At 70.4% G+C, this 11231-nt stretch carries 11 protein-coding genes and 1 pseudogene; 8 read left to right on the top strand and 4 right to left on the bottom strand.

Features of this window, described 5'->3' with window-relative positions; genetic code table 11:
* Nucleotides 1-95: 95 nt before the first annotated feature.
* Nucleotides 96-386: pseudogene (locus tag ABZT17_RS01355) on the bottom strand (LysR family transcriptional regulator); the annotation flags it as partial.
* Between the two features lie 182 nt (nt 387-568).
* Here ABZT17_RS01355 and ABZT17_RS01350 point away from each other — a divergent pair.
* The 4 genes from ABZT17_RS01350 to ABZT17_RS01335 all read left to right on the top strand — a co-directional run bounded on the left by ABZT17_RS01350 (nt 569) and on the right by ABZT17_RS01335 (nt 5304).
* Nucleotides 569-1315, top strand: a complete 747-nt coding sequence (locus ABZT17_RS01350; protein ID WP_356342214.1) for an SDR family oxidoreductase — start codon at nt 569-571, stop codon at nt 1313-1315.
* Between the two features lie 352 nt (nt 1316-1667).
* On the top strand, nt 1668-3020 hold the full coding sequence (locus ABZT17_RS01345; RefSeq protein WP_356342212.1) for an NAD(P)-binding domain-containing protein: 1353 nt from the start codon (nt 1668-1670) through the stop codon (nt 3018-3020).
* Nucleotides 3017-3895 carry an SDR family NAD(P)-dependent oxidoreductase gene (locus tag ABZT17_RS01340; RefSeq protein WP_356342210.1) on the top strand — a complete coding sequence of 293 codons (879 nt, stop codon included), beginning with the start codon at nt 3017-3019 and terminating at the stop codon, nt 3893-3895. The genes ABZT17_RS01345 and ABZT17_RS01340 overlap by 4 nt, the downstream gene beginning before the upstream one ends.
* Nucleotides 3892-5304: an aldehyde dehydrogenase family protein gene (locus ABZT17_RS01335; protein WP_356342208.1), complete on the top strand. Its 1413-nt coding sequence runs from the start codon at nt 3892-3894 to the stop codon at nt 5302-5304. The genes ABZT17_RS01340 and ABZT17_RS01335 overlap by 4 nt, the downstream gene beginning before the upstream one ends.
* A 26-nt stretch (nt 5305-5330) precedes the next feature.
* Here ABZT17_RS01335 and ABZT17_RS01330 read toward each other — a convergent pair whose 3' ends face one another.
* Nucleotides 5331-6404, bottom strand: coding sequence for an AraC family transcriptional regulator ligand-binding domain-containing protein (locus tag ABZT17_RS01330; protein WP_356342206.1), 1074 nt, complete (start codon nt 6402-6404; stop codon nt 5331-5333).
* Between the two features lie 194 nt (nt 6405-6598).
* Between ABZT17_RS01330 and ABZT17_RS01325 the strand changes: the two genes are divergently transcribed.
* The 3 genes from ABZT17_RS01325 to ABZT17_RS01315 all read left to right on the top strand — a co-directional run bounded on the left by ABZT17_RS01325 (nt 6599) and on the right by ABZT17_RS01315 (nt 8965).
* Nucleotides 6599-7825: an MFS transporter gene (locus ABZT17_RS01325; RefSeq protein ID WP_356342204.1), complete on the top strand. Its 1227-nt coding sequence runs from the start codon at nt 6599-6601 to the stop codon at nt 7823-7825.
* A 248-nt stretch (nt 7826-8073) separates the two neighbouring features.
* Complete coding sequence (locus ABZT17_RS01320) at nt 8074-8199, top strand: hypothetical protein (RefSeq protein ID WP_356342202.1); 126 nt, start codon at nt 8074-8076, stop codon at nt 8197-8199.
* Nucleotides 8200-8440: 241 nt separating this feature from the next.
* The gene (locus ABZT17_RS01315; RefSeq protein ID WP_356342200.1) at nt 8441-8965 is read left to right on the top strand and encodes a hypothetical protein; all 525 of its coding nucleotides are present in this window, start codon (nt 8441-8443) and stop codon (nt 8963-8965) included.
* 118 nt (nt 8966-9083) lie between these two features.
* Here ABZT17_RS01315 and ABZT17_RS01310 read toward each other — a convergent pair whose 3' ends face one another.
* Both ABZT17_RS01310 and ABZT17_RS01305 read right to left on the bottom strand, forming a co-directional pair.
* On the bottom strand, nt 9084-9422 hold the full coding sequence (locus ABZT17_RS01310) for an antibiotic biosynthesis monooxygenase family protein (RefSeq protein ID WP_356342198.1): 339 nt from the start codon (nt 9420-9422) through the stop codon (nt 9084-9086).
* A 26-nt stretch (nt 9423-9448) separates the two neighbouring features.
* Complete coding sequence (locus ABZT17_RS01305) at nt 9449-10531, bottom strand: alkene reductase (RefSeq protein WP_356342196.1); 1083 nt, start codon at nt 10529-10531, stop codon at nt 9449-9451.
* A gap of 118 nt (nt 10532-10649) precedes the next feature.
* On the opposite strand from ABZT17_RS01305, the gene ABZT17_RS01300 reads away from it, so the two are divergent.
* On the top strand, nt 10650-11021 hold the full coding sequence (locus ABZT17_RS01300; protein ID WP_356342194.1) for a MerR family transcriptional regulator: 372 nt from the start codon (nt 10650-10652) through the stop codon (nt 11019-11021).
* The last annotated feature ends 210 nt before the right edge of the window (nt 11022-11231 follow it).

Here is an 11231-nt window from a genome sequence, read left to right as displayed (position 1 = left end):
TCAGGCGAGTACTTCGACGTCCCCAACGGGAACTCCTGTCCTATGGATCATCACGATCCAATGATCAGGGTGTCCACGCTCAAGGGGAAACGCCCGACAGCCATGATGAGTTCGCCCGCCAGTTCCCCGTCGGCGGCCCGGGCGGCCATGACGGCGCGCCGGGACGCGGTCGTCGCGATCTCCGCCTCCGCGAGGAAAGCCCGCCCTGCCACCGTCACCGTCACCCCGCTCGGGGTGCGGGTGAACAGCCGCACCCCGAGGTGCTTCTCCAAGGCGCCGATCTGCTGCGACAGAGAGGGCTGAGTGACCCCCAGACGTTCTGCTGCCGCTGTCATGGAGCCCTCCTCGGCGACGGCCAGGGCGTATTCGTATTGGCGCAGGTTCATTCGAATCCAACCTTCGACATGACATAGGCAATGCCAATGCAGAATATACGTTGCCACTATTTGCCTCTATGTCGTGCGACTCCTACCGTGGTGCACGCCCAGCGCAGCCACCGGGGCCGGAAAGCTGCTGCCCGATCTCGGCACGCGCCGTCAGACATCTCTTTCTTTTCGAGGAGCACACAATGGATTTCGCGGGCAAGAGCGTTCTGATCACGGGTGCGGGGTCGCGAGGAGGTATCGGCGCCGCGACGGCGCACGCGTTCGCACGCGACGGAGCGTCGGTGGTGATCACCGGCCGCAACGCGGAGTGCGGGGCCGAGGTGGCGGACGACATCACCACCGGTGGAGGAAAGGCCCGGTTCGTCCTCGCCGATCTGTGTGATCTCGCCGACGTCGAGCGGTTGGCCGAGGAGGCGGGTGAAATCGATGTTCTGGTCAACAACGCGGCAAGCTACAGGGCCAGCATCAAGCCGACCCTCGACCAGGACAGCGAGGCGAACGCGGAGTCGTGGGACACCAACGTGCGCGCCACCTTCGTCCTCAGCACGCGACTCGTCCGGGGGATGATCGAGCGGGGCGGCGGCAACATCGTCAACATCAGCAGTATCGCCGCCGCGGTCGCCATGCCGCACATGGCGACGTACGGAGCGCAGAAGGCGGCCGTCGAATCCTTCACCCGCAGCTGGGCCGCGGAGTGGGGCCGGTACGGCATACGCGTCAACGCGGTGGCTCCTGGGAACGTGAACAGCGACAACGTGGTGGAGTTCATCGGCGCCGATCAGTTCACGAGCTGGGGCGAGGGCAACCCGCTCAAGCGCAACGCCACGCCCGAGGAACTCGCGGAGGTGATCGCGTTCGTGGCGAGCGAGCGCGCGAGCTTCGTCACCGGCCAGGTCATCGTGGCCGACGGCGGTCGCCTCGCCGTCTGAACGACGCGATGACCACCGCCACAGCGAAGGTCTCCGGTCGCCCGCCCCTGTGCGGCCGGAGACCGAGCCGGGTCACGACGCCGACCACCAGCCGGGACGACCGCCGCCGTCAAGATCGCGGACGCGGTGCGGCTCGACGAATGTCGCTCTCTGGGGCGTTGCCGGGCCGCTCGCGGCCGTGTTCCTGTTCAGCGGCGCGACGAAGGTGCCCTTCGTGCACACGGATGCCGTGGTGGCGCGGCCGCTGAGGTCCGGTCGGTGGCCGCCCGAGTCAGTTTCCGCCGAACGGTGGGTGCATACGTTTTCCTCCAACACCCGCACCGTGAAGCGGGACGAACGAGGAGGCGGGCCCGTGAAGGAAAGCCAGTTGGACACGTGTGTGATCGGGGCGGGACCTGCCGGGCTGGCGGTCGCGCGGGCTCTGGCGGAGCGAGGGCTGCCGTACACGCATCTCGAGCGGCACACCGGGCCCGGCGGTATCTGGGACATCGACAATCCCGGAAGCCCGATGTACGAGTCGGCCCATTTCATCTCCAGCAGGACCCTGTCGGGATTCGGCGGCTTCCCGATGCCCGACCACTTCGCCGACTACCCGCCGCACCGGCAGATCCTGTCGTATCTGCGGTCCTTCGCCGATGCCTACGGGCTGACGGACCGCATCGAGTTCGGCGTCGAGGTCGCACGCGTCGAGAAGAACGCGGACGGCACCTGGACGGTCACCCGGTCGGACGGCCGGGAGAGCGTGCACGGGCAGGTCGTGGTGTGTACGGGCTCGCAATGGCACCCCAACGTCCCCGAGCTGCCGGGGGAGTTCAGCGGGGAGGTCCGGCACACCGTCGGCTATCGCGGCGCGGAGGAGCTGAGGGGCAGACGGGTCCTGGTCGTGGGGGCGGGGAACTCCGGGTGTGACATCGCGTGCGACGCGGCCCGGACCGCGGACCACGCGGTGATCAGCATGCGGCGCGGGTACTGGTTCATCCCCAAGCACCTGTTCGGCCGACCGGTGGACACCATCGCCGACAGTGGTCCGCACCTGCCGATGTGGCTGGCCCAGCGGGTCTTCGGCGCCCTCCTGCGGGTCCTCAACGGCGATCCGACGCGGCTGGGGCTGCAGAAGCCGGACCACAAGCTGTTCGAGACCCACCCGGCCATCAACTCGATGCTGATCCACCACCTCCAGCACGGGGACATCACGGCCAAGCCCGGGATCGCCCGCACCGAGGGCCGGACGGTGCACTTCACCGACGGCACGAGCGACGACTTCGATCTCGTCCTGCTGGCCACCGGATACGTCCACAAAGTGCCGGTCGCGCAGCGGTACTTCGGCGACGAGCAGCACCCCGACCTCTACCTGTCGTCGTTCTCGCGCGAGCACCAGGGCCTGTTCGGCGTCGGCTTCGTGGAAACCAACTCCGGTGCGTACCGGCTCTTCGACACCCAGGCGCAGATGATCGCCGAGTACCTCCGAGACGCGCGGCACCGGCCGTCGAACGCGGAGCGGTTCGCCCGCATGATCCGCGGCGACCGCCCGGATCTGTCCGGCGGGCTGAAGTTCGTCGCATCGCCCCGCCACACCGGCTACGTCGAGAGCGGAGCCTTCGTGAAGTACCTGGGCAAGGTCGCGGGGGAGATGGGCTGGCGTACCGAGGGCCGGCCGCCGTCGTCGTCGACACGGTCCCCGCGACGCGCGGAGGCGACGGCATGAGCGGGTTCGACTTCACCGACAAGGTGATGCTGGTCACCGGCGGCGGAGGTGGCATCGGCAGTGCGCTGTGCCGCCGCTTCGCCGCCGGCGGCGCCCGGGTCGTCGTCGTCGACATCGACGAGGGCCGGGCCGAGAAGGTCGCCGCCGGGCTTCCGGGTGCCGGACACCGGGGCATCGGCTGCGATCTGATGGACCGCGCCCAGGTGGAGTGGCTGTTCGATCTGGTCGCCGATGCCTACGGGTGCCTCGACGTCCTCGTCAACAACGTCGGTATGACCAGCGCCGAACGCTTCGACGTCCGCAGCGTCGAGAGCATCGAGCGGGAGATCACCCTCAACCTGACCTCCCCGCTGATCACGACCAGGATCGCGATCCCCCTGCTACAGGCCGCGCGGGATGCCCGGGTGGTCACCACCGTCTCCCTCGGCGGGATCTTCCCCCTCGGCGAGACCCCGATCTACACGGCTTCCAAGTTCGGGCTGCGCGGCGCGATGCTCGCCATCGGGCTCGACCTCAGGAGCAAGGGCATCCTGGCCGGCTCGGTGCTGCCGTCGGCGACCGACACCCGGATGCTGCGTCAGGAGGCCGTGGACGGCGGGAACTCCATGCAGTTCCAGGAGCCCCCGCAGCAGCCCGCCGACGTCGTCGCGGCCGTGGTGAGCCTGCTGGACAAGCCCCGCCTGGAGGCCTATCCCCGGACCGGTGAGTCCCGTCTGGTGCGGTTCGCGATGCTCGCACCGAACCTGCTGCCCAAGGTCTTCCCGCTGTTCCGCAAGCGCGGTGAGCGCGGCGTGGCCCGTTATCTGGAGGAACTCCGCAGACGCGGACTGGCCCGCCAGACCGACGGCCGCTGGGAGCTGGTGGAGGAAGCATGACCACGAACGGGATGCTGCATGTCGTCAACCCCGCCACCGGGGAGCCGGTCACCACCCTGCCCGCCGCCAGCGCCGACGATGTCGCCAAGGCCGCCGAGCGGGCCCGGCAGGTCTGGGAGGCGGGGGTGTGGGCGCGGCTGCCGGCCCGCGAACGCAGTGCCGTGCTGGTGCGGCTGGCCGACCTGATGGAACGCGACGCCGAGATCCTCGCCCGTCTGGACAGTGAGGACGCGGGCAAGCCGATCACGGAGTGCCGCACGGGCGATGTTCCGGGTGCGATCGAGTCGATCCGCTGGTTCGCCGAGGCGGCCGACAAGGTCTTCGGCCGTGTCGCGCCGAGCAGCCCGGACGGGCTGGGGCTCATGATCCGCGAGCCGGTCGGGGTGGTCGCGGCGATCCTGCCGTGGAACTACCCGCTGGCCATGACCGCGTGGAAGGTCGGGCCCGCCCTGGCCGCGGGCAACTGCCTGCTGGTCAAGCCGGCCGAGGCGACCCCGCGTTCGGCCCTGCACCTGGCCACGCTCGCCGCCGAGGCAGGACTGCCGGACGGGGTGCTCACCGTCCTGCCCGGGTACGGCGGCGAAGCCGGGGCGGCCCTCGCGCGTGACCCTCTTGTGGGGGCGCTCTCCTTCACCGGGTCCACCGCGACCGGCCGCCGCATCCTCAAGGACGCCGCCGAGAGCAACTTCAAGCGGGTCTCACTGGAGATGGGCGGCAAGAGCCCCCAGGTGCTGATGGCCGACGCGCTCGACCACGGGGACGAGCTGATCGACAACATGATCGAGGCCGCGTTCCTGACGACGGGGCAGAACTGCACGGCCGGCTCGCGTGTCCTGGTCCACCGCGACATCGCACAGGAGGTCCTGGAGCGGTTCACGGCCGCGGCGGGAGAACTCGTCATCGGTGATCCGGCCGACCCGCGCACGCGGATGGGTCCGCTGATCAACCGTGCCGCCTTCGACCGGGTCGCGGGAGCCGTGGACGCGGCCAGGGCGGGTGGGGCCCGGATCCACACCGGGGGACTGCCCCACGGGCTGCCTCCGCGCGGCGCCTACTATCCGCCCACCGTGATCACCGGCGCTCCCGACGGCAGCGACGTCCTCGTAAGGGAACTGTTCGGCCCCGTCGTCACCGTCCAGACCTTCACCTCGGAGGACGAGGCCGTACGCATGGCCAACGCCACCGAGTACGGGCTCGCCGCGTCCGTATGGACCCGGGACCTCGACAGCGCGCTTCGGCTGGCACGCGGCATCGAGGCCGGTGTGATCTCCGTGAACGCCTACAGCGAGGGCGACATCACCACTCCCTTCGGCGGCTGGAAGCAGTCCGGATTCGGTGGTGTGGAGAAGTCCACCGACGCCTTCGACCAGTGGACCCGGGAGAAGACGGTATGGATCCGCACCCGCTGACCCAGGGCCTCTCGTCCAGTCAGGCCTCAGAGGCGATCCGAACGCATCTGCTCGCGCAGATGGACCGGGGAGATGCCGTGCCAGCGGTGGACCGCGCGGCGCAGTGCGCGTTCGTCGGAGAACCCGGCCCGGCGGGCGATGTCGCGCAAGGTCAGTTCGGGGCGGAGCAGCAGTTGTTCGACGCGTTCCCGGCGCACTCCCTCGACAAGTGCCTCGTACGTCGTGCCGCAGTCGGCCAGCCGACGACGCAGCGTCCGCTCGCTCGTCGCGTGCCGTCGTGCCTGCTCGGCGAACGAGGGGATCACCGGGAGGCTCTGGGCGACGGAAATCTCCAGAACCTCCAGGAGATCCTGGAGGCCGCGGCGTGCGGCCATCTGCGCGTCGAGCATCTCCAGAGTCGACGCGTAGGTCACCGGATCCCGGCCGGGCATCGGGGCCCGGGCCCACGCGGGGTCGACGATCATGCGGTTGGCCGGGGCGCCGAAACGGACCGGGCAGTCGAACAGGGCACCGTGCAGGTCGCTCCGGTGCGGCGGAGGGCAGGCGAACTCCACCGCCTTCGGCGCGAAGGCCGGGCCGACGGACAGCCGCGACAGCGTGACCACGGAGGCGAGCCCCTCCTCGATCAGGAAGACGGCGACAGCCGGGTCGATGGCCGGATCGGGGAGGTCGGCCCGCAGTACGAAGGCGTCGTCCTCCTCGCTCGTACCGGCCGACCACACCACCATCGCCCCGGACAGGTTCTGGTACTTCACCCCTGTCTCGATGGCGTGCCGCAGGGTGTCGTCGGCCATCAGGGCGAAGCCGAGCAGGCCCCACGCGGTCAGATGCTGTGCCGCACCGACCTTCAGCCCCAGGTGCTCGTCCTGGGTGAGCTCCAGCGCGCGACGGATCACCGCGCTGCCCTGCCGGTAGGACACCCTCAGCGCGGCGGAGCGCATGACGGTCTCGTCCAGCCCGACCTGCTTCAGCAGGGGCCGCAGGTCGATGCCGCGCGCGTCGGCGACCGCGAGGAGATGGCGCAGGATGTTCGGCTGGATCGTCGCCGATGTGCTGCGGCTGGTCCCCGGCGGGCTCGCCGGGTCGGGGGCAAGGGACATCGCACTCACCTTCTCCTCGGCCACCACTGTAGGCAGCCGGGCAGCACCGGTCGCGGACCTGGCCCCCCGAGTCCCCTGTACGGCCCCTGGCGTCCTGCGCCCGCCCCTCCACGCCTGGCTACGGTTTCCGGAATCCCCACCGCATCGACTCGCCGACCCTCTCCACGCACACAGGATCGAAGGCGCGAAAGCACATGTCCCTTGATGCACCATGCGAGGCGTCGTTCGGGCGCCCAGTCTCCAAGGTCGGCGCCCGGCGGGCCGCGACCGTCGTGTTCGCCGCGCAGGGCGCCTGTGTCGCCGCCGTGTACACGACCGTCCCCGCCGTCATCGAACACCTGAAACTGGCGCCGCTCCTGACGACCGCCCTGCTGGTCGCGGTGGCTCTGACGGCAGGGGTCGGCAGCTTCCTGGGCCTGGCCGCGATCCGCCGCGCCGGTCCCGTCGCCACCGTGCGCGGCGCCATGCTGACGGCCGTCGCCGCGCTGACGCTGATCGGCTGGGCCCCCGGTCAGCTCGCCGTCACCTGCGCCTACCTCCTCTTCGGGCTCGCTGTCGGAGCCCTCGACGTCGGCGTCAACACCCGGGCCGCCGAGATCGAACGCGCCTACGGGCGCAGCATCTTCGGCTCGTTCTACACGGCATGGAGCGTGGGCGGCGTGGCCGCGGCGTTGCTCACCGCGGGGGCGGCCCGGCTGGGGTGGTCCGTGGCCGGCAGTCTGACCTTGCAGGCAGGCGTCGTCCTGCTGCTCGCCGTCTGTCTGCGGACCTACGCCCTCCCAGCCACCCAAGGGTCCTCGGACGCCGTCCCGCAGGCGCCGCTCGGACGCCGTGTGTGGGTCCGGCTCATTCCGTTCGGATGCGTTCTCCTGGTCGTCTACGTGGTCGAATCCACCGTCTCGGCCTGGTCGGCGGTCTACCTTCGGCAGACCCTCGCCGCGACCCTGACGGTGGCGCCGCTGGCCTACGCGGCCTACCAGGCCGGTACGGTCATCGGCCGTGCCGGCGCCGATCGGCTCGTACGGCGGCGCGGAGCGGTCGCCCTCGTACGCACCGCGACATTGCTCACCGCAGGCGCCCTGGCAGGCCTGGCCGCCGCGCCGAGCTGGCCGTTCGCCGTTCTCGCGGCCGGGGTGGCGGGCCTGGGAGCTTCCGTCCTGGCTCCGCTGTGCCTGGCCTCCGCCGCACGGCTGCGTCCCGCGGCATCGGAGGCGGTCCTGGCACGCCTGAACCTCTTCAACTACGTCGGCGTCCTCACCGGTGGTGCCGTCAGTGGGCTCCTCGGCTCCACCGGCCACTTCCGTCTCGCCTTCGCCGCACCGGCCGCCCTCGTGCTCCTTCTGCCGGCCGCCGCCCGCCATTTCACCCAGCCCTCGGGCTCGGCCCGTACGGAGAGCCTCGCTCAGGCAGGCCAAGCCTGATCGCGGTTGTCTCTCGTGGTCCGGGCGGCTTTCCTCAGAGGCGACGCCAGGACCCAGGGGGCCGTACAGCGGCCGGGGCGACACGCTCGTGTCCATGCCCACGGGGTCCCTGGGTCGATTCGCTGTCCCGTTTGCCCGTTTGCCCGTTTGCCCGTTTGCCCGTTGCGCGGCATCGGCCGCGGAGCGCAGCACCCGGTCGCTCACGCACGATCGAGGGCAGGGCGTGGTCAGCTCCGGTGGTACCGGCAGTGCATGAGGCGGAGGAGTTCGGCGACTGCTACCCGGCCGCCATGCTGGGCGCGTTGTCGACCGTCTGGTTCGGCGTCATCGACGCACGGGGCGGCGACTGGGCGACCGCCTGCCTCGTTGCCTGACGGTGTGGGGCCGCCCGGGGGCCGGCGATCGGATTGTTCGCATCGATGAATCGGCTGGCCGATCAACCCTGCGGCTTCGACGATCGAGCCGTGACCAGGTCATCCGGTGTCGAGTACCGGTCGAGTACCGCGCCGGAGATCGAGGTCCGCTTTCCGCCGATCGCACAGAAGGAAAAACGCCATGTCTCCCACGTCCAACGGATCAGTCAAGATGAAGCGCGCTTCCCGAACCAGGCGAGCGATGGCCGCCGGCCTCGCGTCGGCGGCACTGGGCGCGTGCCTGACCCTCGTCGGCGCCGGCACGTCCGTCGCCCAGGCGCCCCCGCCGCCCCCGGCGCCGGCCCCCGTGTCCGGCAGCACCGCGCACCCCCAGCAGCCGCCCACCTACATGGACGAGGGCATCCGCTTGTGGGAGCAGCTCGGCTGGCCGAACTTCCACAACCTCGGCAACCGGGACTGGGTCACGGCCGGCTCGTTCGTGAACCCGAGCACCCGCCAGCGGGTGAACGAGATCGTCTTCACCGGCGGCTGGTACCAGGACCGGGACGGCTCGCTGCGCCGCTTCATGGACAGCGGGCAGGCCGGGCCGTCCAGCGTGCACGCCGGGGGCGCGTTCCAGGAGTACAACACGACCGTCTACCACCAGCAGCTGAACGCCGCCATTCCCCGGCGTGACGCCAACCGGATCGTCCGCAATGTCCGGACCGGCGACGTGTTCTGGACGAACGATCACTACGGCAGCTTCCACTACATGGGCCGGCACTGACGGCGGCGGACGGGGAGAGCCGGGCCGTGACCTGCCCTGCTCTCCCCGTCCGCCTCGGCCGACCTGCGGCGCCGGCGGGATGCGGCCGCCGACGCCGTCACTCCCGACCCGGCGCCGCTCAGGGACGGAGGTCCTTCTCGTCGGTGTCGAACCTGCGCACCTCATTGCGTATGCGCGGGCCCCACTTGGTGAGGAGTGCCGTGATCTCCGGTGTGGCCACGTGCCGGTCGAGGGCATCCTGGGACGCCCACTGCTCCAGCACCGTGACGGTTCCGGTCGCCGCGTCCTCCACGCAGAACGACATCAGCACGTTCCCCGGGTTCGCCGCGGCGAGCGGGTACGACGTCGCCCGTGCCTCGGCGACGAACGTCTCGACGTCCTCGGCGGGAACGAAGACCCGGCCGGCGATGATGACGGCCGTTCGGACGTCGTCCTGAAGGTTGTTCAGCGTATTCATGCTTCTTCTGCGTCCTTGGTGTCGGGTCAGGCGGTGTGCTGGTAGGCGGGGTAGGTGAGGTAGCCGGCGTCGCCGCCCTGGTAGTACGTGGCCGGGTCGGTGGGCGCGATCGGCAGACCGGTGCGGAGCCGTTCCACCAGGTCGGGGTTGGCGAGGAAGGCGCGGCCGAAGCTGATCAGGTCCGCGCCCAGTCCCAGCCAGTGGTCGGCGGCGGCCCGGTCGGCCTGCTCGGGCCCCATCGGCACCACCGGGTTGACGACCAGACTCCCCGGCCACGCGCGGCGCAGTCCGACCAGTACCTCCTCCTCGGCGGTCGCCTCCAGGTGTACGTAGGCGAGGTCGTGGCGGGCGAGTTCGGCGAGCAGGGCCGCGTACAGCTCCGGCACCTCCCTCTCCTGCACGCCCCAGAAGGTGCCGCCCGGGGAGAGCCGGATCGCGGTGCGGGCGGCGCCCACGGCGTCCACCGTGGCGGCGACCGCCTCGACGGCGAAGCGGATGCGGTGGGCGATCGGGCCGCCGTAGGAGTCGGTGCGCAGGTTGGCGTTGGACGACAGGAACTGTGAGATCAGGTAGCCGTTCGCGCCGTGCAGTTCTACGCCGTCGAAACCGGCGTCGACGGCGTGCCGGGCCGCCTCGGCGTAGGAGCGGGCCTGTTCGGGCACTTCGGCGAGGTCCAGGGCGCGGGGGACGGGCGCGGGCCGAGGCCCGCGCGGGGTGAACACGTCGCCCGCGGCGGCGACCGCCGACGGTCCGACCGGTCGCAGGCCTGTGGTTTCGGGGTGCGAGACCCGGCCGCCGTGCATGATCTGGGCGAAGATCCGGCCGCCGTTGGCGTGCACGGCGTCGGTGACGGGGCGCCACGAGGCCACCTGTTCGTCGGTGTACAGGCCCGGGGTGCCCGGGTTGGACTGCCCGACCAGGCTCGGCTGCACGCCCTCGGTGACGATCAGACCGGCGGTGGCCCGTTGGGCGTAGTAGACCGCCATGGAGGGGGTGGCAAGGCTCCCGGCCGCCGCCCTCGCCCGGGTCATCGGGGCCATCACCACCCGGTTGGGCAGCTCCAGACCGCCGAGGCGGTAGGGGTCGAACAACGTGGTCCTGCCGGTCATGCCACATCTCCTTCGTACGGGTCGAAGGCCCAGTAACGGCGGGCCCGGCACGTACGCTAAAACCTGACATCAATGTGAGGGTCAAGTCCTGGGGCGGGGGCACCGCCGGGAGGGTGAGATGCGGATCGGTGAACTCGCGGCGCGGACCGGAGTGAGTGTCCGTTCACTGCGCTACTACGAGGAGCAGAGCCTGCTCGTCAGCACGCGCACCGCCGGCGGGCAGCGGCACTACACGGAGGGGGACATCGACCGTGTCGTCTTCATCCAGCGGCTGTACGCGGCAGGGCTGTCCAGCCGGACCATCATGGAGCTGATGCCGTGCCGGGACGCGCCCAGCGACGAGAACTCCGGCGCGGCACTGGAACGTATGGCCGAGGAACGCGACCGGCTTTCCGCCCACATCGTGGAGCTGCTCAGCACCCGTGACTCCCTCGACGGCCTGATCGCCGCGGCCCGGGCCCATCGCGACACCGGCAGTTCCGTGGCCTGAGGTCGTCCGCGCAGTTCGCCTGGCCGGCGGACAACACGTGCACACCCGCGGTCGGTATGGCGACCGTATGCCATGGCAGGTGTCCGCACCTTCGAATCATTGCTGCGGTCGATTCCCGTCCTCCACTCTTCTTTCATGGCCCTCCGGCTTCTCGGAGGTCCGGATTCCCTATCCAGAGAAAGGTGGTTGTCATGACCGACGCCGACCTGA

It is taken from the genome of Streptomyces sp. NPDC005648 (assembly GCF_040605395.1).
GTDB lineage: Bacteria > Actinomycetota > Actinomycetes > Streptomycetales > Streptomycetaceae > Streptomyces.
Note: the sequence above shows the minus strand (reverse complement) of the source record. Positions and strands in the feature narration are given on the sequence as shown.

What these genes read in the sequence shown, in the direction of transcription:
- ABZT17_RS01300 (WP_356342194.1), top strand. Translation starts at nt 10,650, where the DNA reads ATGCGGATCGGTGAACTCGCGGCGCGGACCGGAGTGAGTGTCCGTTCA.
- ABZT17_RS01305 (WP_356342196.1), bottom strand. Translation starts at nt 10,531, where the DNA reads ATGACCGGCAGGACCACGTTGTTCGACCCCTACCGCCTCGGCGGTCTG.
- ABZT17_RS01340 (WP_356342210.1), top strand. Translation starts at nt 3,017, where the DNA reads ATGAGCGGGTTCGACTTCACCGACAAGGTGATGCTGGTCACCGGCGGC.
- ABZT17_RS01330 (WP_356342206.1), bottom strand. Translation starts at nt 6,404, where the DNA reads ATGTCCCTTGCCCCCGACCCGGCGAGCCCGCCGGGGACCAGCCGCAGC.
- ABZT17_RS01350 (WP_356342214.1), top strand. Translation starts at nt 569, where the DNA reads ATGGATTTCGCGGGCAAGAGCGTTCTGATCACGGGTGCGGGGTCGCGA.
- ABZT17_RS01310 (WP_356342198.1), bottom strand. Translation starts at nt 9,422, where the DNA reads ATGAATACGCTGAACAACCTTCAGGACGACGTCCGAACGGCCGTCATC.
- ABZT17_RS01315 (WP_356342200.1), top strand. Translation starts at nt 8,441, where the DNA reads ATGGCCGCCGGCCTCGCGTCGGCGGCACTGGGCGCGTGCCTGACCCTC.
- ABZT17_RS01325 (WP_356342204.1), top strand. Translation starts at nt 6,599, where the DNA reads ATGTCCCTTGATGCACCATGCGAGGCGTCGTTCGGGCGCCCAGTCTCC.
- ABZT17_RS01335 (WP_356342208.1), top strand. Translation starts at nt 3,892, where the DNA reads ATGACCACGAACGGGATGCTGCATGTCGTCAACCCCGCCACCGGGGAG.